19 protein-coding genes and 1 tRNA gene are annotated in these 22,062 nt (G+C 69.7%); 16 read left to right on the top strand and 4 right to left on the bottom strand.

All coding sequences use genetic code 11. The annotated features are described in order from the left end of the window. Positions 1–53 precede the first annotated feature (53 nt). Both ACQPXB_RS40685 and ACQPXB_RS40680 read left to right on the top strand, forming a co-directional pair. Positions 54–392, top strand: coding sequence for a hypothetical protein (locus ACQPXB_RS40685; protein WP_432847106.1), 339 nt, complete (start codon positions 54–56; stop codon positions 390–392). Further along, positions 392–1,972 (top strand): DNA cytosine methyltransferase, encoded by a 1,581-nt coding sequence (locus ACQPXB_RS40680; protein ID WP_432847104.1) that lies wholly within the window; start codon positions 392–394, stop codon positions 1,970–1,972. Before ACQPXB_RS40685 ends, ACQPXB_RS40680 begins: the two co-directional genes overlap by 1 nt. Positions 1,973–2,110: 138 nt before the next feature. Here the strand turns inward: ACQPXB_RS40680 and ACQPXB_RS40675 are convergent, their stop codons facing one another. Then, complete coding sequence (locus tag ACQPXB_RS40675) at positions 2,111–2,638, bottom strand: hypothetical protein (protein ID WP_432847102.1); 528 nt, start codon at positions 2,636–2,638, stop codon at positions 2,111–2,113. A 321-nt stretch (positions 2,639–2,959) separates the two neighbouring features. Between ACQPXB_RS40675 and ACQPXB_RS40670 the strand changes: the two genes are divergently transcribed. From ACQPXB_RS40670 to ACQPXB_RS40660, 3 genes are all read left to right on the top strand, one after another. Continuing rightward, positions 2,960–4,564, top strand: coding sequence for a hypothetical protein (locus ACQPXB_RS40670; RefSeq protein WP_432847100.1), 1,605 nt, complete (start codon positions 2,960–2,962; stop codon positions 4,562–4,564). Positions 4,565–4,967: 403 nt separating this feature from the next. After that, positions 4,968–5,177, top strand: a complete 210-nt coding sequence (locus ACQPXB_RS40665) for a helix-turn-helix transcriptional regulator (protein ID WP_432847098.1) — start codon at positions 4,968–4,970, stop codon at positions 5,175–5,177. Then, complete coding sequence (locus tag ACQPXB_RS40660; RefSeq protein WP_432847096.1) at positions 5,174–6,607, top strand: tyrosine-type recombinase/integrase; 1,434 nt, start codon at positions 5,174–5,176, stop codon at positions 6,605–6,607. The genes ACQPXB_RS40665 and ACQPXB_RS40660 overlap by 4 nt, the downstream gene beginning before the upstream one ends. A 142-nt stretch (positions 6,608–6,749) precedes the next feature. On the opposite strand, the gene ACQPXB_RS40655 is transcribed toward ACQPXB_RS40660, so the two are convergent. Then, positions 6,750–6,822 (bottom strand) — tRNA-Arg (locus tag ACQPXB_RS40655). Positions 6,823–6,937: 115 nt separating this feature from the next. Between ACQPXB_RS40655 and ACQPXB_RS40650 the strand changes: the two genes are divergently transcribed. The 4 genes from ACQPXB_RS40650 (at position 6,938) to ACQPXB_RS40635 (ending at position 10,849) form a co-directional block, all read left to right on the top strand. Then, entirely contained in the window at positions 6,938–8,062 is a 1,125-nt protein-coding gene (locus ACQPXB_RS40650) for an epoxide hydrolase family protein (RefSeq protein WP_432847094.1), read from the top strand. 186 nt (positions 8,063–8,248) lie between these two features. Further along, positions 8,249–9,169, top strand: a complete 921-nt coding sequence (locus ACQPXB_RS40645) for a cation diffusion facilitator family transporter (RefSeq protein WP_366587512.1) — start codon at positions 8,249–8,251, stop codon at positions 9,167–9,169. Between the two features lie 269 nt (positions 9,170–9,438). Beyond that, complete coding sequence (locus tag ACQPXB_RS40640) at positions 9,439–10,161, top strand: MBL fold metallo-hydrolase (RefSeq protein WP_432847091.1); 723 nt, start codon at positions 9,439–9,441, stop codon at positions 10,159–10,161. Between the two features lie 82 nt (positions 10,162–10,243). Continuing rightward, the gene (locus ACQPXB_RS40635) at positions 10,244–10,849 is read left to right on the top strand and encodes a flavin reductase family protein (protein WP_386956643.1); all 606 of its coding nucleotides are present in this window, start codon (positions 10,244–10,246) and stop codon (positions 10,847–10,849) included. A 63-nt stretch (positions 10,850–10,912) separates the two neighbouring features. On the opposite strand, the gene ACQPXB_RS40630 is transcribed toward ACQPXB_RS40635, so the two are convergent. Further along, a complete protein-coding gene (locus ACQPXB_RS40630; RefSeq protein WP_432847089.1) occupies positions 10,913–11,632 on the bottom strand; it encodes a DUF305 domain-containing protein in 720 nt (239 codons plus the stop codon). 7 nt (positions 11,633–11,639) lie between these two features. Further along, positions 11,640–12,467, bottom strand: coding sequence for a DUF3105 domain-containing protein (locus ACQPXB_RS40625; protein WP_366587671.1), 828 nt, complete (start codon positions 12,465–12,467; stop codon positions 11,640–11,642). A gap of 252 nt (positions 12,468–12,719) precedes the next feature. On the opposite strand from ACQPXB_RS40625, the gene argS reads away from it, so the two are divergent. From argS to rpmE, 7 genes are all read left to right on the top strand, one after another. Continuing rightward, on the top strand, positions 12,720–14,384 hold the full coding sequence (gene argS, locus ACQPXB_RS40620) for an arginine--tRNA ligase (RefSeq protein ID WP_432847087.1): 1,665 nt from the start codon (positions 12,720–12,722) through the stop codon (positions 14,382–14,384). A gap of 3 nt (positions 14,385–14,387) precedes the next feature. Continuing rightward, on the top strand, positions 14,388–15,818 hold the full coding sequence (gene lysA / locus ACQPXB_RS40615) for a diaminopimelate decarboxylase (RefSeq protein ID WP_386956641.1): 1,431 nt from the start codon (positions 14,388–14,390) through the stop codon (positions 15,816–15,818). Between the two features lie 42 nt (positions 15,819–15,860). Then, positions 15,861–17,171: a homoserine dehydrogenase gene (locus ACQPXB_RS40610; RefSeq protein ID WP_366587525.1), complete on the top strand. Its 1,311-nt coding sequence runs from the start codon at positions 15,861–15,863 to the stop codon at positions 17,169–17,171. Beyond that, on the top strand, positions 17,168–18,223 hold the full coding sequence (gene thrC / locus ACQPXB_RS40605) for a threonine synthase (protein WP_366587527.1): 1,056 nt from the start codon (positions 17,168–17,170) through the stop codon (positions 18,221–18,223). The genes ACQPXB_RS40610 and thrC overlap by 4 nt, the downstream gene beginning before the upstream one ends. Then, positions 18,220–19,128, top strand: a complete 909-nt coding sequence (gene thrB / locus ACQPXB_RS40600; protein WP_386956639.1) for a homoserine kinase — start codon at positions 18,220–18,222, stop codon at positions 19,126–19,128. Before thrC ends, thrB begins: the two co-directional genes overlap by 4 nt. 419 nt (positions 19,129–19,547) lie before the next feature. Beyond that, entirely contained in the window at positions 19,548–21,599 is a 2,052-nt protein-coding gene (gene rho / locus ACQPXB_RS40595) for a transcription termination factor Rho (RefSeq protein ID WP_432847084.1), read from the top strand. Between the two features lie 218 nt (positions 21,600–21,817). Next, positions 21,818–22,042: a 50S ribosomal protein L31 gene (gene rpmE / locus ACQPXB_RS40590; RefSeq protein ID WP_220243829.1), complete on the top strand. Its 225-nt coding sequence runs from the start codon at positions 21,818–21,820 to the stop codon at positions 22,040–22,042. Positions 22,043–22,062: the final 20 nt, after the last annotated feature.

Raw genomic sequence — 22,062 nt, 5'->3', positions numbered from 1 at the left:
CTCGACGGCCGCATTCACGACGACTACCCGGCCAGCAACGGGGAGGAGCGCTGATGTCTCACGCTGATCGGCCGCCGGTGGTGTGCCTGTGCGGCTCGGCCCGCTTCATGGACGCCATCGCCGACGTCGCACGGACCGAGACCCTCGCCGGGCGGATCGTGGTACGTCCCGAGGTCGTCTCCTCAACCCGCTCGCCCGAAGGGGTCGTACTCGACGAGGCGGCGAAGACGGCGCTGGACCGGTTGCACCGGGCCAAGATCCGCCTCGCCGACGAGGTCGTGTTCGTCACCCCCGGCGGCTACATGGGCTCCTCGACCCGGGCCGAACTCGCCTACGCCCTCGACGTCGGCAAGCCGATCCGGTTGGTGCCCGGCAACAAGGAGGACCGCTGATGTTCACGTTGTACGACGAGTTCGCCGGGTGGGGCGGGTCCAGCCAGGGCGCCACAGCGGTGCCGGGGGTGGAGATGCTGCTGGCGGCCAACCACGACCCGCTCAGCGTGGAAGTCCACGGGATGAACTTCCCCGGCGCGGATCACTACTGCGGGGACATCGCGAAGGCCGACATCGCGGGTTTCCCCCGCGCGGATCTGTTCTGGGCCTCGCCCGCGTGCCCGCCGTGGTCGGATGCCCGCGGCCAGAAGCGGGACTTCGACCAGGCCACGCAGAACACGCTGTTCGACCCGGTGGCCGGGCCGGGGGCGATCGACCCGAAGATCGCGCGGGCACGGGCACTGATGGAGGAGATCCCGCGCTACCTGCAGGCGATGCGCCGCAAGGGCAAGCCGGTGCTGGGCGGGGTCGTGGAGAACGTGGTGCAGGTGCGCAAGTGGGCCGAGTTCGGCCGGTGGCGCCGGGAGATCGAGGCCGAGGGCTACCGCACCCGTCTGGTGGCGATCAACTCGATGCACGTGGCCGGGCCGGTCACCGGGCGGGTCGCGCAGTCGCGCAACCGCTTCTACATGCCCTTCTGGCTGGCCGAGATCGGCCGGAACCCGGAGTGGGACAAGTGGCTGCGCCCGCGCGCCTACTGCCCGGGCTGCGACGAGGAGGTGAGCGCGATGCAGTCCTGGAAGAAGCCCGGCGTCGACATGGGCGTCTACGGGATCCGCACCGGCCAGTACGTCTACCGCTGCCCTCGGGCGTCGTGCCGTAACACCGTGATCGAACCGCCCGTACTCGGGGCCGAGACCGTCATCGACTGGACGCTGGATCCCGGCCAGCGGATCGGCGAACGCGTGGATGCCAAGGGCCGCCCGGATCCGCTGGAACCGGCGACGATTGCGCGGATCGAGGCCGGGCTGGCCAAGCACGTGCGGCCGTTGCTCGCCCCGGCCGGGGGCACCTGGCGCTCCGAGGCGACTCCACTGGACCGGCCGTTGCCGACGCGCGCCACGCGGGAGGCCGGCGGGCTGGTGGTGCCGGCGATGGTGGTGTCGGTCGCCAAACGCGCCGGGGACAGCGCGGTGACCCCGGTGGATCGGCCGCTGCGGACGCAGACGTGCCGACGGGAGAACGCGTTGGTGATCCTGCCGTTCATCTCCCTGCTGCGCGGCGGCGGCTCCCGCGAGGCGGCCTACCCGACCTCAGGGCCAATCCCGACTGTGTCCGCCCAGGGCAACCACCACGCCCTGATTGGCCCGCCGGCCGGGGATCGGGACACGGCGATGCTGCTGGCCTACTACTCCAACGGCGCCGCCACCCCCGTCGGCCAGCCGGTCGGGACGCTGCCCACCCGCGACCGCTACGCCCTTGTCGGTGGTGCCCTGCCGGTCGAGAAGTGCACGTTCCGGATGCTCGCCCCGGCGGAGATCGGCGCCGGGATGGCGTTCCGCCGCGACTACAAGGTCAAGGGCAGCAAACGACGTCAGGTCCGCGGCTACGGCAACGCCGTCACCCCGCCTGTCGCCGAAGTCCTGATCTCGGCACTGGTCGAAACCCTGTCCGGGGCGGCACTCACTCCGGCCGGCTGAGCACTGCGCCGCACCGTGCGACACGCCCGCCGCCGTGGCAGACCAATCGAGGACTGCCATGGCGGCCGTGGGTGCAGAACTGCGCCAACCGCCCTGTTAACCGCACTAAGACAAGCGTGTGCGCCGGTCGGTGAAGGGTCACGTGCTGCGCAGCAGCACCCGGCGGGTGGTGTCGAGGTGACGATCTACCACGAAGCGGGCGTTGGCACCGACAACGGGCGGGGTGCCCGTCCACTCAAGGATTGACCAGACGCCATCGAACCTGACGCCGTATTCACGGTTGGACGTGAAGACGTCGGTGATCTCGGCGATCACTTCAGAACCAACGGGATACGTGTGCTTCACCGACTGCCACTCGGGCTCACTTCTCCAGAAGTCGGCCGTGTCCGACCGGAATGCGTCGTCGAGCGGCCAAAGGCGGACCTGTTGGTGTTTGTGCTGGAGCACCTCGAACTCGGTAACAGTGCCGATGCCTGGCCACTGGTCGACGGATCGCGGGAGGTGAATTACATCAACGAATCCGGTTGGCGGCCGGCCCAAGTCAACGAACAGCCCTATGGCCCCGGGACGCGGGATCAGTGTGACCTTCCCGGTCACGTGATCACCAACCGGATATGTCTGGCGAGCAATGTCAAGTTCCAGGTCGAGGAGGTTAGGTTCGGTCATCGTTCGACCATCTCAACGACCGGCGGGCCTGGTTGTCAACCATCGGTGATCAGAACCCGATTGCTGTGGTCCAGGACAGCCGCAGGTAGTCCACATCCACCGGCGCACCCGAAGCGGCGACGAACACTTCCAGTGGGTGCCTCGGGCTGACATCCGTCCCTCGACCGGTCCCGAAAAGTAGAGCATCGTCCGCGAGACCTGACCAGGGTTACGTCGCCACCACTCGTCTACCGCAGCTCATCTATCGCCACGCCGTCCCGGACCATTCGGGACGGCGTGGCGGCGTTCTGACTGCTTGACCTCCACGATGGGAGAACCGTCATGCCCAGCACGCCTGACAACTCGCCCCCGCCGAAGCACCTGTGGTCGGTGGGGGCGGGCGGTCGCCCGCGGCTGCGCACCGGCGCCGCCCCGGAAACCATCCGGGTGCTCACCGCCGCGCTGGACGCCCGCATCATCCCCGACACCTACGTCAGCGACGGCGCCCCCGTTGTCGTGGAAGAGGTGTCGGGGGCGGCGGACCCGACCGCGGGTGACGACGACGTGGTGCTACCGCTGTCGTCCTCGACGCTGAAACCGGCACTGCTGGCCGGGCTGCTGGCCCAACACACCGACGTGGTCCAGTCCAAAGTCAACGAGAAGGGAGACACCTTCGACGTGGAGATCTCGCCCCCGGCCGCGGTGCTCGCGGCAGTGCTGGCCCGCCAGTCCTGGCCCGGGTTGCCGGTGCTGCGCCGCATCATCTCCACCCCGGTGCTGCGCCCGGACGGCACGCTGCTGCAAACCCCCGGCTACGACCCGGCGACCGGCTTCTACCTCACCGCCAACACCCACCTCGACCTCATCCCGGACCAGCCGAGCGCGGAGCAGGTCGCCGAGGCCCGCGCGTTCCTGCTGGACCGGTTCCTGCGGGACTTCCCCTGGCGGTCGCCGGCGGACCGGGCGAACTACCTGGCGCTGCTGGTGACGCCCCTGATCCGGCCATTCACCCGGGCGCTGTCCCCGTTCGGGATGATCGAAGCCAGCATGCCCGGCTCCGGCAAGACGATCTTGTCGGGATGTGTCGGGCTGTTGGTCGGGCAGCGGGTCCTGACCTGGACCGACTCGGACGAGGAACTGCGCAAGTCCATCACCACCGTGTTCGGCGACTCTGTCGGCGTGGTGGTGTGGGACAACCTCACCGAGGGCGAGATAGTCAACTCCTCGGTGCTGGCCCGGCTGGTAACCGAACGGACCTGGACCGATCGCAAGCTGGGCACCAACTCGGCCGCGAACATCACCAACGACCGGCTCTGGCTGGCCACCGGGAACAACCTGCGCACCGGCGGGGACATGGCCTCGCGCACGGTGTGGGTGCGGCTCGACCCGAACTGCCCCCGCCCCGAAGCCCGCACCGGCTTCACCATCCCGAACCTGGACAGCTGGATTCTCGACCCCCGCAACCGGGCCACCGTGCTGCGTCACGTGCTGACCCTCGTCCTGGACTGGACCGCGAAAGGAGCTCCCACCGCCAGTGACGTCCCGCAGATGCGCCAGTTCACCCGCTGGGCCCAGTACCTCGGCGGGTTCCTTCAGCATCACGGAATCGAGGGCTTCCTCGGCAACGCCGACGCCGGCCGCGGCTTGGACGACGACCACGCCGAGTGGTACGCGTTCCTCTCCACCTGGCACCACCTGCACGGCAAGGAACCCCTGACCGCCCAGCAACTGCGCGCCGGGGCCGAACCCGAGTACGGCGCACCCGACCTGTGGAAGGGAACGTTCCCGACGACCATCACCGGCAAGCCACTCTCGGCCAAGGCGCTGGGCAAGAGGCTGGCAGGGCAGGTGGACCGGTGGCGAGGGGATCTGGTGTTACGCAGCGAAGTCGACCAGCACACCAAAATCAAGGTCTACCAAGTCGAGCACCGGACCGATTCGAGCTGACCCCCCAAAACAAACCCCGCAAACCCCGCAAACCCCGCAGTCAACCATCGAAAAAGGGTCTGAACTGGGGAAACACCGCTATGGAGTCTGCGGGGTTTGCTCACCCCGCCGAGACCACCAAACCCCGCAAACCCCGCAACTTGCGGGGTTTGCGGGGTTTAGACCTCAGCCCTACCACTCCAAACCCCGCAGACAGATCCCCAGGTCAAGACACATTTTGCGGGGTTTGCGGGGTTGCGGGGTTTGGTTTCGCCCTCCCACACTCACCAGCCCTCCGCCTCCTGCCAGTCCACACCTGCACCCAACACCGTCAGTAACCGTCGAGACCACCCCTGCCACGACTAGAAGGAGCGCGCGCACCTGTGACGTACCGCCCGCACCGCACCGAAGGGTCACCACCGACATGCTCACGCCCCAGCACGCGAAGCCGGCCAACCGCCAGTTGCTCAGCATTGCCGCCGTCTGCGAAGAGCTGGACGTCGCACAGTCCACGTTCTACGAATGGCGCGCGACGAACCGAGCGCCTCGATGCATCAAGCTCCCGAACGGTGCGGTTCGAATTCGGCGCGCCGACCTTGACGCCTGGCTCGAAGAACGAGAGGTAGCAGCTTGATCAGCTCGTCATACAAGGTCAACATTTGGAAGTTGGAGACCCGGCGCAATGCGCAGGGGGAGGTCACGAGCTACCGGGTTTCGTGGCAGGTGGAGAAGAAGGTCTTCAAGCGGAGCTTCAAGCTCTACACCCAGGCTGATCGGCACCGCGGCTCGTTGATGTCAGCACAGCGTGCCGGTGAAGCGTTCGACCTGGTTACCGGGCTCCCGCCATCTATGGCCCAGCCCGAACGCGAAATGAGCTGGTACAAGTTGACGGTCGCCTACGTCGACATGAAATGGCCCGACGCGGCAGCGACCGCGCGACAGACGATAGCTGAGGCTCTGATCAGGGTCATGCCCGTGTTCATCAAGAAGGGCAAGAACGCGCCTGATCCGAAAGTTGTTCGCTCCGCCTTACGGCAGTGGGGCTACAACACCGGGCTCCGCAAGAACGGTGACGTTCCGGAGGATGTGCAAAGGGTGTTGACGTGGCTGGAGCGAAACACCATGCCGGTCTCAGTCGTGAGCGACCCCGGAATTCTGCGGGAGTTGCAGCGGGCGGTGACGCGTCGGCTCGATGGCGAGAAGTTCGCTCCGGCAGTGGCTCGCAAGACTCGCGGCGTGCTATTCAACGCGATCGACTACGCAATTGAGCTGAAACTGACTGACGTCAACCCGATTCGCAAGGTGAAGTGGACGGCGATGCCGAAAGGAAAGCGCAAGGTCGACAAGCGGGCTGTGCCCAATCCAATCCAGGCGAGGACCCTGCTGAATGCGGTCGGTGCGCTACCGCGTAGCGGGCCTCGGCTGGAAGCGTTCTTCGGTGTCATGTACTACGCCGGTCTACGCCCCGAAGAAGCGGCTTCGCTGAACAAGCGAAATGTGTCGTCGCTGCCGGAGGCGGTGTGGAACGAGGAGACCGAGGAGTACGACTACGGGTGGGGCGAGTTTCGCCTCGACAGAGCCGAACCACACGCCGGCGGACGGTGGACCAACAGCGGCAAGCCCCGCGACACCCGATCCCTGAAGTCCAGGGACGACGACGAGGAGCGTCTGGTCTCGTTCCCGCCAGACCTCACCCGGATGTTGTTGTGGCACATCACAAGGTTCGGGTACGGGACTGATGGCCGGCTGTTCCATGCCGAGCGAGGCGGCGAGATCCCGTTGATCACCTACACCCGCGCCTGGCGCGCGGCACGCAAGGCGGTGTTCACTGAGGAGGTCCAGGCCTCGCCGCTCGCCGCACGCCCGTACGACCTCCGCCACGCTGCTGTGAGCACCCAGCTGGCAGCAGGCGTGGATCCGGCGACCGTGGCGGATTGGGCGGGGCACTCGATCGGCGTGCTGTTGGAGGACTACGCCGCGTTCCTGGACGGCGGCCAGGCAGAGAACCGGGCTCGTATCGAGAGGATTCTTGGTCACAAGCCGCGGGGTGCTGCCGAGGCCTGATCGCTTGGGAAGGCATTGGGAAGAAACACCCGTGCCTGACTGGAACTGTCTGGAATCAACCGGAGAGCGGGGGAAACCGCCTCAGTTGGCGTACGCCCTGTTCAAGGGCGGTTTTTCCCGCTCCCGATGGGTGTTCAAAAAGTGCCCTTGGCAGGATTCGAACCTGCGACACCTGCCTCCGGAGGGCAGTGCTCTATCCCCTGAGCTACAAGGGCGCATCGCTGCGCGACCACGTCAGCTTAGCGCACCCCGGTTCGCCCGGTGTTCCGCAGGGGGTCACCTTCGGGGCCGACACTGCTAGCGTTGATCTTGCCGACGGAGGGAGCAGGGGTGGCAGCGGAACCGTTCGAGGCCCACGTGACCGAGGCCGACATCGCGGACCTGCGGGAACGGTTGCGGCGCACGCGGTGGCCCGAGGCCGAGACGGTGGCCGACTGGTCCCAGGGCCTGCCGCTGGCCTACGCGCAGGAGCTGTGCCGCACCTGGGCCGAGGACTACGACTTCGGCTTCGCCGACCGGCTCAACGCGTTCCCGCAGTTCCGCGACACCGTCGACGGGCTCGGCATCCACTTCGCGCACGCCCGCTCGCCCGAGCCCGACGCGTTCCCGCTGGTGATCACGCACGGGTGGCCCGGCTCGGTGCTCGAGTTCCTCGACGTGCTGGGCCCGCTCACCGATCCGCGCGCCCACGGGGGAGACCCGGCGGACGCGTTCCACGTCGTCGCGCCGTCGTTGCCCGGGTACGGGTGGAGCGACAAGCCGGCGAAGGCCGGGTGGGGTGTGGAGCGCACGGCGCGGGCCTGGGACAGCCTGATGGTCTCGCTGGGCTACGAGCGCTACGGCGCGCAGGGCGGCGACTGGGGCTCGGCCGTGACCGGCGCGCTCGGCGAGGCCGCGCCGGAGCGGGTGGCGGGCGTCCACGTGAACATGGCGGCCGCGCCGCTGGGGCAGTTCGACGACCCGACGCCCGAGGAGCAGGCCGCGCTCGCCGCGGCGCAGGAGTTCGGCCGCACCGGCCGCGGGTACTCCGGCCAGCAGTCCACGCGCCCGCAGACGCTCGGCTACGGCCTCACCGACTCGCCCGCCGGCCAGGCCGCCTGGATCGCCGAGAAGTTCTGGGCCTGGACCGACAACAACGGCCACCCGGAAGACGCGCTGACCCGCCGCCAGATCCTCGACGCGATCTCCGTGTACTGGTTCACGGCCTCGGCCACGTCGTCGGCGCGGCTGTACTGGGAGAGCTTCGGCACCGGGTTCCGGGGCAAGATCACCGCGCCGTCCGGGATCTCGTTGTACCCCAAGGAGATCACGCGGCCCTCGCGCCGCGAGGCCGAGTTGCGGTTCACCGACCTGCGCTGGTTCGAGGAGCTGCCGCACGGCGGTCACTTCGCGGCCATGGAGGAGCCGGAGTCGCTCGTCGAGCAGGTGCGCGGGTTCTTCCGTCTCGTGCGCTGATCCCGCCGGTTTCCCACCAGGCGAGAGTGCTCATCCGGGGGATGGGTATCCGCCTGTGTGCCCGATTACAGTGAACTTAGGCTTGCCTGTATTGCACATATGCGCATGCGACTATATATTGCGAAAGGAGCCTCGAAACAGGCTCTGCACTTGCGGTGACCTGCGGAAACGAGGGGAGGCGACGTCATGGGCCACGGACACGGCCATGGGCACACCGCCGCTCCGGCGAGTGCTTCCGGCCGCTACCTGCGCGCGTTGCTGATCGCCCTCGTCATCGGCGCGGGCTTCATGGTGCTGGAGTTCGTGGTGGGCTTCACCACGGGCTCGCTGGCCCTGATCTCCGACGCCGCCCACATGTTCACCGACGTCCTGGGCGTCGGCATGGCGCTCACCGCGATCGTCCTGGCGCGCCGCAGCGGGCCGACGCTCAGCCGCACGTTCGGCATGTACCGCGCCGAGGTGCTGGCCGCGCTGGGCAACGCGGTGCTGTTGTTCGGCGTCGCCGGGTACGTGCTGGTGGAGGCCATCGGCCGCATCACCGACCCGCCCGAGGTGGCCGGCCTGCCGGTGCTGCTGGCCGCCGGCGCGGGCCTGGTCGCCAACATCGTGTCGTTCTTCGTGCTGCGCTCGGGCGCGCGCGAAAGCCTCAACGTCCGCGGCGCGTACCTCGAGGTGCTCGCCGACCTGATCGGCTCCGTCGGTGTGCTGATCAGCGGCGCGATCACCCTGACCACGGGCTGGCGCTACGCCGACCCGATCATCGGTGTCGCCATCGGCCTGTTCGTGCTGCCCCGCACGTGGACGCTGGCCCGCCGCGCGCTGCGCATCCTCTTCCAGCACGCCCCGAACACCGTCGACGTCGGCGCGATCAGCACGGAGCTCGCGGCCCTGCCGGGCGTCTCCGACGTCCATGATCTCCACGTCTGGACGCTCACCTCGGGCATGGAGGTCGCGTCGGCGCACCTCACGATGAACGAGGAGGCCGAGCAGTCCACCGTGCTCACCAAGGCTCAGGACCTGCTGGCGGCCCGGTACTCAATCAACCACGCGACGTTGCAGGTCGAAGGACCGCAGTGCGCGCGCCGGTGCCAGGAACTGTCCTGGTAGCCGGGTTTCACCCGGGACGGGCGAACGCGCCGCGTGGAGTTGAGCCGAATCCGACGGGATCTGACCCGTTCACCGGTGGCCGGTACCCGCGGTTCGGGGCAATCTTCAAGCGGCGCAAAGGATAAGCAGACGGGCATGAGCGCGCCTGCGGAACAGACCACCAAGGGGAATGCTCGTGAGTGAGCGCATCAGTTCGCAGCGGCAGGAGTTCGGGATCGGCGTGATCGGGGGGGGCGACCACCGTCGTCGACATCGCGGGCCTGCGGTTCGTGGTGGACCCGACGTTCGACGAGCCGGGCCCGCACGCCTACCTGACCAAGCTCGAGGGCCCGGCCGTCGACGAGGCCGGGCTCGGCGACGTCGACGTCGTGCTCGTGAGCCACGCCGCCCACCCCGACAACCTGGACGTCAAGGGCAAGGAATACGCCCTCGCCGCCAAAACGGTCCTGACCGGCGCCAACTCCGCGAAGCTGCTCGGCGCCAACACCCGTGGCCTCGAAGCCTGGGACGACATCACCCTCCCCCGCGGCGACGGCGGCGGCGACCTGACCGTGCAGGCCGTTCCGGCCGAACACGGCCCCGCCGACGGCGACCGCGACGACACCGGCTACATCAACTCCCAGGTGATCGGCTTCGTGCTGTCCGGCACCGACCTGCCGACGGTGTACATCAGCGGCGACAACGCGTCCGTCCGCGTGGCAGCCGAGATCGCCGACAAGGTGGGGCCCATTGACGTCGCCGTCCTCTTCGCCGGCGCCGCCCGCGTCGCCGCGAAGTTCGACGGCCGCCCCCTCACGCTCACCTCCGAACGCGCCGCCGCCGTGGCCGCGGTGCTCGGCGCCAAGACCGTCCTGCCCGCCCACATCCAGGGCTGGGCCCACTTCTCCGAAGGCATCGACACCTTCAAGCCGGCGTTCGACGACGCCGGCCTGGCCCACGTGCTCGCCCTGGCCGAACCGGGCGAGTGGAACGTCGTGGGCAAGCAGTCCTGACGCCGCCTTTTGAGCAGCAGCCGGGGCGCGGTGGCCGAGGTGCGGACCTCGGCCACCGCGGCCACCTGGTAGACCAAGAGCCATGCGCAAGGACTTCGATCCCGCCGACGTCGCCCCGTTCGCTTTCTACCGGCTGCTGACCGCCACCGTGGTGCCGCGGCCGATCGCGTGGGTGTCGAGTACGTCGGGCAGCGGGGTGGACAACCTGGCGCCGCACTCGTTTTTCACAGTGGCCTCGGCCGCGCCGCCGGTGCTGCAGTTCACGTCGGTGGGGCGGAAGGACACGTTGCGCAACGTCGAGGCCACCGGGCAGTTCGTGGTGAACCTCGCGCCGGAGCAGCTGTTCGAGAAGATCAACGACACGGGCACCGACTTCCCGCCCGACCACAGCGAGTTCGACGCCGCGGGGCTCACGCGCGAGCCGAGCACGAAGGTGAAGCCGCCGCGGGTGGCGCAGTCGCCGGTGGCGTTCGAGTGCGAGCTGCACAGCACGGTCGGGTTCGGCACGTCGACGGTGGTGTTCGGCCGGGTCGTGCACGTCGCGGTGGCCGAGGAGGTGCTCGACGGCGACCACCCCGTGATCGGGCGGCTGCGGCCCCTGGCGCGCCTCGGCGGCGACGAGTGGGGCACCGTCGGCGACGTCAAGGAGATCCCGCGCATCCGGTTCGCCGACTGGAACCGCAAATAGACTGGAACCGCAAAGAGAAGAGGGGCCGCTCCCGACACGCGAGAGCGGCCCCCGGCAAGAAACTCAGGACGCCGGAAGCGGAGCCGCCCCGCGCGCCTGCAACATCAGCTTCATCTGGTTGATCTCCGCGCCCTGCGACACGAGGATGCTGCGGCACAACGCCTTCACCGCCGGCATGCTCGTGTGGTCCTGCGCGTACTCCGCCATCGCCGTGCCGCCCTGGTGGTGGCGCAGCATGAGCTGGAGGAAGTCGACGTCCATCGCGCGGCCGGTCAGCGAGCGCAGCTTGGCGATCTCCGCGTCGGTGGCCATGCCGGGCATCGGGGCGCCGTTGACCGGCGAGCTGGTGGGCATCTGCATGCCCGCGTGGCCCATCGGCTCGGTCATCCACGTCATGTACGCGCCGGGCGCCTGCTCGGGCTGGTCCCACAGCATGAGCCAGCCCTTCATGCGCCCGACCTGCTCGGTCTGCGACGACTCGATGTCGAACGCGAGCTGCCGCACCTCCGGGTCCGTGCTGTGGTCACGGGCCCAGTTGGCCATGGTCACGGCCTGCAGGTGGTGCGTCGACATGTCCTGGGCGAAGCCGACCTCGACCGAACCCGCGCCGGGGGTCGCCGGCGCGGCGTCACTGCCGTCGGTGAGCCGCGCGGCGAACACGCCGATCGCCACGCCGATGAGCAGCACGGCGAGCATCGACCCGCCGATGACGACCCAGCGCGACCACGCGGGGCGCTCGCCGGGCTCGTCGACGTCCGGTTCGAGGTCGGCTTCGGTGCTCACCGTGAGATCACTGTCCCGCCGGGGCCGACGGCGCCGAGACGGGCGCGCTGGGCTGGCCCGGGGCGCCCTGCTGCATGCCGCCCTCGGGCACGGCGCCGGAGCTGCCGCCGTAGTTCATCGGCTTCGCGTCGGGGCCGGGCTTGCTCGGGTCGAACGGCGGCGGGTTGCTCGGGTCGAACTGACCCGGGCCGAGCGCGTCGCACGAGGCGCCGATCTCGGGGTACACGCCGTTCGGGTTCGTCCGCAGCGCGGCGATGAACTCGTCGATGCGCGGGTCGTCGGCCTTGTCCAGCTTGAGCTGGTGGCCCCACGACTGCAGCGAGATCGGCTTGTCCAGGCCGGGGTAGGGCGACATCGAGATGTAGGTCTTGCCCTTGACGCGCGCGGCCAGCAGGTCCACCTGGTCACCCTTGACGAGGTCCGGGTTGTAGGCGATCCAGATGGCGCCGTGCTCCAGCGTGTGGACCATGTTCTCGGTGCGCACCGCGGTCGGGTAGACGACGCCGTTGCAGGCCGCCCAGTTGCCGTCGTGCGGGCCGCCGAAGGGCGGGCTGTGGTCGTACGCCACTCGCTCGGTGGGCAGCACGTGCACCGAACCGGTGTAGGTCGCGGTGATCACGCCCGGGATCTTCTTGGACGGGTCGGGGTCACTGGCCGTCGGCGCGAACGACGCGGCCGCCTCCTCGCGGGACTTCTGGTCGCGCTGCGGAGCGGATTTCACCATGTAGTAGGTGACGACGCTGGCCAGGAGGGCCACCACCACGACGACACCGACGATGGTGCCCCACGGAGTGCCCTTCTTGCTGACGACGGACTTGCCGCGCGCGGCCTTCACCGCGTTCGCGGACTTGCCGCGCGAGCCGCCGGCGGACGTCCCCTTCTTACTGGTTGTCCCTTTCGCCATGGTTTGCCGCGATCTCCTCGTGAGATGATGGAGGGATCCGGACGGACCCTGCCCGTCGGCCAGTGTAGAGACCGGACGTCTGATCACCGTGAACACCTCTCACGATCACTCCCGGGTGACGTGCGACAACTGCAGGTCGGACCGGCGTAAGCGTCCGACCTGGGCACACCTAGAATTCGGCGAGTGACTCCCGCCGCTCTCGCCGACCTGGTCCGCGCCTCCGCCGTGCAGGTGCTCGACGCCCGAGGCGTCGACGCCGCCGTGCTGCCGGAGCAGGTGACCATCGAACGCCCGCGCAACCCCGACCACGGCGACTACGCGACGAACCTCGCGCTCCAGGTGGCCAAGAAGGCCGGTCTCCAGAGTCGGGAGTTCGCCGAGGCGCTGGCCGAGGTCGTGGCGGCCGCCGACGGCGTGGCCGCGGCCGAGGTCGCCGGCCCGGGGTTCCTCAACTTCCGCCTCGCCGCCGACGCGCAGGGCGAGGTCGTGCGCCAGGTGCTCGCCGCGGGGGAGGCCTACGGCCGCGGCGACGCGCTCACCGGCCGCAAGATCAACCTCGAGTTCGTCTCGGCCAACCCGACCGGCCCGATCCACCTCGGCGGCACGCGCTGGGCCGCGGTCGGCGACGCGCTGGGCCGGGTGCTGGCCGCGCAGGGCGGCGACGTCACGCGCGAGTACTACTTCAACGACGCCGGCGCCCAGATCGACCGGTTCGTGCGGTCCCTGATCGCCGCCGCCAAGGGCGAGCCCGCTCCCGAGGACGGCTACGCCGGCGGCTACATCAACGACATCGCCGCCGAGGTCCTCAAGCAGGAGCCCAGCGCGCTGTCCCAGCCCGAGGCCGAGCGGCACGAGACGTTCCGCCGCGTCGGCATCGAGCTCATGTTCACCGAGATCCGCCAGAGCCTGCACGAGTTCGGCACCGACTTCGACGTGTACTTCCACGAGAACTCGCTGCACGAGTCGGGCGCCGTCGACGCCGCCGTGCAGCAGCTCAAGGACTCCGGCAACCTCTACTTCGCCGACGGCGCCTGGTGGCTCAAGTCCAGCGAATACGGCGACGACAAGGACCGCGTCGTCATCAAGAAGGACGGCAACCCGGCCTACATCGCCGGCGACCTCGCCTACTTCAAGGACAAGCGCAACCGCGGCTTCGACCTGTGCATCTACATGCTCGGCGCCGACCACCACGGCTACATCGCGCGCCTCAAGGCCGCCGCTGCCGCGTTCGGCGACGACCCGGACACCGTCGAGGTCCTCATCGGCCAGATGGTGAACCTCGTGAGCGACGGCAAGCCGGTGCGCATGTCCAAGCGCGCGGGCACCGTGATCACGATGGAGGACCTCGTGGAGGCGGTGGGCGTCGACCCGGCGCGCTACGAGCTCATTCGCTACTCCGTCGACTCCACTTTGGACGTCGACCTCGACCTGCTGCGCAAGCACAGCAACGACAACCCGGTCTACTACGTGCAGTACGCGCACGCCCGGCTGGCTTCCTTGCAGCGCAACGCTGCGGACCTCGGGCTGAAGTCCGAAAAGGACGCGGCGGAGGTCGATTTCGGACTCCTGACCCTGCCCGCCGAGGGCGACCTGATCCGCACCATCGGCGAGTTCCCCGCCACTGTCCGCCGCGCCGCCGAGATGCGGGAACCGCACCGCATCGCCCGCTACCTCGAGGAGCTGGCCGGCGCGTACCACAAGTTCTACACGGTGGGCCGCGTGCTGCCGCAGGGCGACGAAGAGGCCACCCCTCTCACGTTCGCCCGGCTCGCCCTGTGCGAGGCCGCCCGCCAGGTGCTGGCGAACGGCCTGTCCTTGCTCGGTGTCTCAGCTCCGGAACGGATGTAAGAAATGGCGCACCCCGCGGGCCCCCGCCACGCCGACGTCTACCCCCATGCCGACGCCTCCGGGTTCCCGCCCGCGAGCGCCGAAGAGCTCGACAAGCTGCCCGCGAAAGTGTGGCCGCGCAACACTTATCGCGCCGGCGACGGCATCGTGCGCATCGCCGGCATGGACGTGCGCGACCTCGCCGAGACCTACGGCACGCCGCTGTTCGTGGTCGACGAGGCCGACTTCAAGTCCCGGTGCGCCGACTACGCCGAGGCGTTCGACGACCCGGCGCTGGTGCACTACGCGTCGAAGGCGTTCCTGTCCATCGAGATCGCCCGCTGGGTGGCCGAGCAGGGCCTGAGCCTCGACGTGTGCAGCGGCGGCGAGCTCGCCGTGGCGCAGCGCGCGAACTTCCCGGCCGAGCGGATCACCTTCCACGGCAACAACAAGTCGCTCGCGGAGCTCGACGCGGCGGTCGAGGCCGGCGTCGGCACCGTGGTCGTCGACTCGTACTACGAGATCGCCCGCCTGGCCGAGATCGCCGCGCGCCGCGAGGTCGTGCAGGCGGTGCTGGTGCGCGTGACCGTCGGCGTCGAGGCCCACACGCACGAGTTCATCGCGACCGCGCACGAGGACCAGAAGTTCGGCTTCTCGCTGGCTTCCGGCGACGCGGCCGAAGCCGTGCGCCGCGTGCTCAACGCGCCGTCGCTCAAGCTCGTGGGCCTGCACAGCCACATCGGCTCGCAGATCTTCGACGCCGACGGCTTCGAGGTCGCCGCGCGCCGCGTGGTCGGGCTGCTCGCCGACCTGGCCAAGGAGCACGGCCGCGAGCTGCTGGAGCAGCTCAACCTCGTGGACCTCGGCGGTGGCTTCGGCATCGCCTACACCGAGAAGGACAACCCGCCGCCGCCCGCGCAGATGATCACGCAGATCCGCGAAATCGTGCGCAAGGAGTGCGCGTACGCCGACCTGCCCGTGCCGCGCATCGCGGGCGAGCCGGGCCGCGCGATCGCCGGCCCGGGCACCATCACGCTGTACGAGGTCGGCACCATCAAGGACGTCGCGCTGGGTGACAACAGCACCCGCCGCTACGTGAGCGTCGACGGCGGCATGAGCGACAACATCCGCACGGCGCTCTACGACGCGGTCTACGACTGCCGGGTCGTTTCGCGCTCCGCGAGCGAAGGCGAGGAGCCCGTTCTCGCCACTCTGTCCCGAGTCGTGGGAAAACACTGTGAATCCGGCGACATCGTCGTCCGAGACTGCTGGCTACCCGACACTCTTGCTCCCGGCGACCTGCTGGCCGTCGCGGCGACCGGTGCCTACTGCTACTCGATGGCGAGCGGGTACAACCGGCAGCCGCGCCCGGCGGTGGTGGCCGTGCGCAACGGCAGCGCCCGCGTGCTGCTGCGGCGGGAGACGACGGACGACATGCTGCGCCTGGAGGTTTGAGAAGTGTCCACAGTGTCTCCGAAAGGCGTGTCTCCGAAGGGCGTGTCTCCATCGGACCGACGGGCCATCAGGGTCGCCCTCCTCGGCTGCGGCACGGTCGGCAGCGAGGTCGTCCGGCTGCTCACCGAGCAGGCGGACGAGCTGGCGGCGCGCGCCGGGGCCGCGGTGGAGCTCGCGGGCATCGCCGTGCGCCGCCCCGACAAGCACCCCGAGCTGCCGCAGGAGCTGGTGACCGACGACGCGGCCGCGCTCGTCGTGCGCGAAGACGTCGACGTGATCGTGGAGCTGGTCGGCGGCATCGAGCCGGTGCGCGGCTGGCTGCTCGCGGCGCTGGGCGCCGGCAAGGCCGTGGTCACGGCCAACAAGGCGCTGCTCGCCGAGCACTCGGCCGACCTGTTCGAGGCCGCCGACGCCGCGGGCGTCGACCTGTACTTCGAGGCCGCCGTGGCCGGCGCCATCCCGCTGCTGCGCCCGCTGCGCGAATCGCTGGCCGGCGACCGCATCACGCGTGTGATGGGCATCGTCAACGGCACCACCAACTACATCCTCTCCGCCATGGACACCACGGGCGCGGGCTACGCCGAGACGCTCGACGAGGCCGGCCGCCTCGGGTACGCCGAGGCCGACCCGACCGCCGACGTCGACGGCTACGACGCCGCGTCCAAGGCCGCGATCCTCGCCTCGCTCGCGTTCCACACGCGCGTCACGGCGAAGGACGTGCACCGCGAGGGCATCGCCGACGTCACGGCGGCCGACCTGGTCGCCGCGCGCGTGCTGGGCCGCACGGTGAAGCTGCTGGCCATCTGCGAGCGCGTGACGGCCGACGACGGCGCCGAGTCCGTCTCGGCGCGCGTGCACCCGGTGATGATCCCGCGCAGTCACCAGCTCGCGGGTGTCAGCGGAGCGTTCAACGCCGTGTACGTGGAAGCCGACGCGGCGGGCCAGCTGATGTTCTACGGCCAGGGTGCCGGCGGAGCCCCCACGGCGAGCGCGGTGCTGGGCGACCTCGTCGCCGTGGCCCGCAACCGCGTGGTCGGCGGCCGCGGCCCGCGCGAGTCCGCGCACGCCGCGCTGCCCGTGCGCCCGATGGGCCAGACGCCCACGCGCTACCACGTGAGCCTCGACGTCGCCGACCGCGCGGGCGTGCTCGCGCAGGTGGCGCAAGCGTTCGCGGGCCACGGCGTGAGCATCGCCGCCGTGCGCCAGCGCGACGCCAACGACACGGCGAGCCTCGTGGTGGTCACCCACCTGGCGCCAGACGCGGCGTTGCAGTCCACTGTGGACGAAATCGCGAAGCTCGATGTGGTGCACCAAGTCGTGAGCGTGATGCGCGTGGAAGGCGAAGACCAATGAGTGCGTGGCCCGGGATCATCGAGGCGTACCGCGACCGCGTCCCCGTGCCGGACGGCGCGCAGGTGGTGACGCTCGGCGAGGGCAACACCCCGCTGCTGCCCGCCGCGCACCTGTCGGAGCTCACGGGCTGCACGGTGTACCTCAAGGTGGAGGGCGCCAACCCCACCGGCTCGTTCAAGGACCGCGGCATGACCGTGGCCATCACCCACGCGCTGGCGAGCGGGCTCAAGGCCGTGATCTGCGCGTCGACGGGCAACACGTCGGCGTCGGCGGCGGCCTACGCCGCGCGCGCCGGTCTCACCTGCGCGGTTCTCGTGCCGCAGGGCAAGATCGCGATGGGCAAGCTCGCGCAGGCCGTGCTGCACGGCGCGCGCATCCTGCAGGTCGACGGCAACTTCGACGACTGCCTCGAGCTCGCGCGCAAGACCGCGGCCGACTACCCGGTGACGCTGGTGAACTCCGTGAACCCGGTGCGCATCGCGGGCCAGAAGACCGCCGCGTTCGAGATCTGCGACGCGCTCGGCCAGGCGCCCGACATCCACTGCCTGCCGGTGGGCAACGCGGGCAACATCACCGCCTACTGGGCCGGGTATTCGGAGTACGCCGAAGACGGTGTGGTGAAGAACACCCCGCGGATGTTCGGCTTCCAGGCGGCCGGCGCCGCGCCGCTCGTGCTGGGTGAGCCCGTGTCCGATCCCGACACCATCGCCACGGCGATCCGCATCGGCAGCCCCGCTTCGTGGGCCAGTGCGGTGAAGGCGAAGGACGAGTCGGACGGCCTGTTCGAGGCGATCACCGACGCGAAGATCCTCGAGGCCTACCGCCTGCTGGCTCAGCGTGAGGGCGTGTTCGTGGAGCCCGCGTCGGCCACGAGCGTCGCCGGCCTGCTCGCCACCGCCGCCGACGGCCGGCTGCCGAAGGGCAGCACGGTCGTGTGCACGGTCACCGGTCACGGCCTCAAGGACCCCGCGACCGCGCTCGAGGGCAACGTCGAGGTCGAGCCGCTCGCCGTCGACCCCACGGCGGTCGCCGCCGCACTGGACCTGCGATGACGGGATCCTCGGGCCTGCCGGTGGGCGCGTCGTTCCGGGCCGTGGTGCCGGGTTCGACGGCCAACCTCGGCCCGGGATTCGACGCGCTGGGACTGGCCCTGGCGTGGCACGACGTCGTCGAGCTGCAGGTCACCGAGGACGGCCTCAAGATCGAGGTGGTCGACGCTGGCGCCGGCGGCGTCGCCGACGTCCCCACCGACGAGACGCACCTCGTGGTGCGGGCGATCCGCCGCACGTGCGCGCACTTCGACGTGCGCCCGCCGGGCCTGCAACTGCGCTGCTTCAACAAGATCCCGCACGCGCGCGGGCTCGGTTCCTCGGCCGCCGCGGTGGTGTCCGGCGTGGCGCTGGGTTACGCGCTGGCGGGCGTTCCGCTCGACGACGACGCCTTGCAACTCGCGGCCGAGTTCGAGGGCCACGCGGACAACGCGGCCGCCAGCCTGCTCGGCGGGCTCGTGGTGGCGTGGAGTGAAAACGGGCGCTTCCACGCCGAACGCGTGGAGCCCAGCACCGAGATCCGCCCGGTGGTGGCGATCCCCGCGCTGAAGTCGTCCACGGACGCCACGCGCGGCCTGCTGCCGCAGCACGTTCCGCACGCCGACGCGGCGCACAGCGCAGGCCGCACCGCGCTTTCGGTGCTCGCCATGACGACCAGGCCCGAGCTGCTGCTGGCCGCCACGGAAGACCGGCTGCACCAGGAATACCGGGCCGGCGCGTACCCCGCGAGCTCCGAATTGGTGCGCACGCTCCGTGCGCACGGGGTGGCGGCGACGATCTCCGGTGCCGGTCCCACGGTGCTCGCTCTCACCACGACGGGAATATTGCCGCCGGAATGCGACGTTGAGGGATTCGACGTCGCCGAGCTGGGCGTGGACCTGACGGGTGTTCAGGTTGCGGCTCAGTAAAGCCCCGGTCACGTGGCGGGCGGAACGTGCGCCACGCGGGGGGTGGTTGTTGCACCCGCCCACAGGGCGGTCTACCCTCGGGGGCGTTCGATCACCGTGCGTTTCCGCACCCGATGCCGGTCCTGTTCGCTCCTCGCGAGCCTCCGGTCCGCATCCTTCGTCGATCCGCCAGATCCGCTCCGCCTGGCAAGCGGGACGCGGAGGGACGCAGGCGGGTTTCCGGTTTCGGCGCGGTGCCGAATTCCGTTTCCTCCGTTTGGGGGAGGCAAACACCCCTGTGCTGGCGACGCTCTCGCTGTGTTCCGCACGGCTAGGCGCGACTCGCCCGCATCGGAAGCAAATGCCGTTTCGCGATCAGACGCGATCGGCGGCAGTCCGCTGATCCACCTGGAGGCGTGGATCGGTCAGGAAGGACATGTGTGAGCAACACCGATCTGTTGAGCGGCGACGTGGAGACCCCCGCCGCGGCCGCTGAGACGAATGGGGCCGCGGCCGCTCCGAAGCGCCGCACCGGGGGCCTGTCGGGGATGGTCATCGCCGAGCTCCGCCAGCTGGCGGGCGAACTGGGTGTGGGCGAGACCACGGGGATGCGCAAGGGTGACCTGATCGCCGCGATCCGCGAGCGGCAGGGCAAGACCAAGAAGCGCACCGCCACGGCGGAGACTCTCCCGCTCGACGGCGTCGGCGACGCTCCGGCTCCCAAGGCCTCGAAGGCCGCGAAGACCGAAGAGCCGGCCCGGGCCGAGAAGAAGCGCGAGGAGACCCCGGCTGCCGAGGCGGCGCCGGCTCCCCAGGCCGAGACCAACGGTTCGGCTCCCGTGGCCGAGGCGCCGGCCGAGAAGCCCGCGCAGAATGACCATGGCGGCCAGCAGAACTCCGACGGGCAGCAGGAGGAAGGCGGCCGCAGCCGTCGCCGCCGCGGCTCGAACCGGGCCGCGGGCGCGCCCGACGGCCAGCGTGAGCCGCGCGAGCAGCGTGACGGTGGCCAGCAGCGTGACGGTGGCCAGCAGCGTGACGGTGGCCAGCGGGGCGACCGCGAGCAGCGGGGCGACCGTGCCGACCGTGCCGACCGTGGTGACCGCGCCGAGCGTCAGGGTGGCCGCGACAACAACCGTGGTGGCTCGGACAACCGGGACAACCGCGACAACCGCCAGCGCAACAACCAGCAGGACGGCGGCAACCGCGGCCAGCAGGACAACCGTTCGCAGGGCCCGGAGGACGACGAAGAGGGCGGCCGTCGCGGCCGTCGCTTCCGCGACCGCCGTCGCCGGGGCAGCGGGGGCGGGCGCGCCGAAGGCGGTTCGCCGGACACCGAGATCCGCGAGGACGACGTCCTGCTGCCGGTCGCCGGCATCCTGGACGTGCTCGACAACTACGCGTTCGTGCGCACCTCGGGCTACCTCGCCGGGCCGAACGACGTGTACGTGTCGCTCTCGCTGGTCCGCAAGTACGGCCTGCGCCGCGGTGACGCCATCACCGGTGTCGTCCGCCAGCCGCGGGACGGCGAGCAGCAGCGGCAGAAGTTCAACCCGCTGGTGCGCGTCGACTCGATCAACGGCCTGGAGCCGGACGAGGCCAAGCGCCGCCCCGACTTCACCAAGCTGACGCCGCTCTACCCGAACGAGCGCCTGCGCCTCGAGACCGAGTCGCACAAGCTCACCACCCGCGTGATCGACCTGATCATGCCGGTCGGCAAGGGGCAGCGTGCCCTGATCGTGTCGCCGCCGAAGGCCGGTAAGACCACGATCATGCAGGACATCGCCAACGCGATCACCACGAACAACCCCGAGTGCCACCTCATGGTCGTGCTGGTCGACGAGCGGCCGGAAGAGGTCACGGACATGCAGCGGTCCGTGAAGGGCGAGGTCATCGCCTCGACCTTCGACCGCCCGCCGGCCGACCACACCTCGGTCGCGGAGCTCTCGATCGAGCGCGCCAAGCGCCTGGTCGAGATGGGCCACGACGTGGTGGTGCTGCTCGACTCGATCACCCGCCTCGGCCGCGCCTACAACCTGGCCGCGCCCGCGTCGGGCCGGATCCTGTCCGGTGGTGTCGACTCGACCGCGCTGTACCCGCCGAAGCGTTTCCTGGGTGCCGCGCGCAACATCGAGAACGGCGGCTCGCTCACCATCTTCGCCACGGCGATGGTGGAGACGGGCTCCACGATGGACACGGTGATCTTCGAAGAGTTCAAGGGCACCGGCAACGCGGAGCTCAAGCTCGACCGCAAGATCTCCGAGCGCCGCGTGTTCCCGGCGGTCGACGTCAACCCGTCCGGCACCCGCAAGGAAGAGCTGCTGCTCTCGCCGGACGAGCTCGCCGTCACGCACAAGCTGCACCGGGTGCTCCACGCGCTGGACTCGCAGCAGGCCATCGACCTGCTGATCTCGCGCCTGCGCAAGACGAAGACCAACATCGAGTTCCTCATGCAGGTCTCGAAGACGGCCCTCGGCGCGAACGACGAGGACTGAGCTCCACCGCTTCACCGTCCGTGAAGGGCACCTTCCGCGAATCCGTTCCCGGAAGGTGCCCTTCACGGCGTTGGGGGCCGACGGCTCCGGAGCCGAGGAATACCAGGCCAGGAGGGTTGGTTGAACTCACCGTCAGCCTGTCTGGCACAATGACCCGCTGAAGTCCGGCACCGGTTCACCCCGATCCTGGGGACCCGGGGCCAACGAGAGAGGACACCATGAAGAGCGGTATTCACCCTGAGTACGTGACGACTCAGGTCACCTGTAACTGCGGGAACAGCTTCACCACCCGCAGCACCAAGGACTCGGGCGCGATCCACGTCGAGATCTGCTCGAACTGCCACCCGTTCTACACCGGCAAGCAGAAGATCATGGACACCGGTGGCCGGGTTGCGCGCTTCGAGAAGCGCTACGGCAAGCGGCAGAAGAACGACGCCAAGTAGCTTCGCCCACGGCGCCCACT

Source organism: Amycolatopsis sp. CA-161197, assembly GCF_050942255.1.
Classification (GTDB): Bacteria; Actinomycetota; Actinomycetes; order Mycobacteriales; family Pseudonocardiaceae; genus Amycolatopsis.
This window is presented reverse-complemented; position numbering and strand designations above follow the sequence as displayed.

Excerpts from the sequence above, each read along its gene's own strand:
- ACQPXB_RS40685 (WP_432847106.1), top strand. The coding sequence starts at position 54 with ATGTCTCACGCTGATCGGCCGCCGGTGGTGTGCCTGTGCGGCTCGGCC.
- ACQPXB_RS40680 (WP_432847104.1), top strand. The coding sequence starts at position 392 with ATGTTCACGTTGTACGACGAGTTCGCCGGGTGGGGCGGGTCCAGCCAG.
- ACQPXB_RS40675 (WP_432847102.1), bottom strand. The coding sequence starts at position 2,638 with ATGACCGAACCTAACCTCCTCGACCTGGAACTTGACATTGCTCGCCAG.
- ACQPXB_RS40670 (WP_432847100.1), top strand. The coding sequence starts at position 2,960 with ATGCCCAGCACGCCTGACAACTCGCCCCCGCCGAAGCACCTGTGGTCG.
- ACQPXB_RS40665 (WP_432847098.1), top strand. The coding sequence starts at position 4,968 with ATGCTCACGCCCCAGCACGCGAAGCCGGCCAACCGCCAGTTGCTCAGC.
- ACQPXB_RS40645 (WP_366587512.1), top strand. The coding sequence starts at position 8,249 with ATGGGCCACGGACACGGCCATGGGCACACCGCCGCTCCGGCGAGTGCT.
- ACQPXB_RS40635 (WP_386956643.1), top strand. The coding sequence starts at position 10,244 with ATGCGCAAGGACTTCGATCCCGCCGACGTCGCCCCGTTCGCTTTCTAC.
- lysA (WP_386956641.1), top strand. The coding sequence starts at position 14,388 with ATGGCGCACCCCGCGGGCCCCCGCCACGCCGACGTCTACCCCCATGCC.
- thrC (WP_366587527.1), top strand. The coding sequence starts at position 17,168 with ATGAGTGCGTGGCCCGGGATCATCGAGGCGTACCGCGACCGCGTCCCC.
- thrB (WP_386956639.1), top strand. The coding sequence starts at position 18,220 with ATGACGGGATCCTCGGGCCTGCCGGTGGGCGCGTCGTTCCGGGCCGTG.
- rpmE (WP_220243829.1), top strand. The coding sequence starts at position 21,818 with ATGAAGAGCGGTATTCACCCTGAGTACGTGACGACTCAGGTCACCTGT.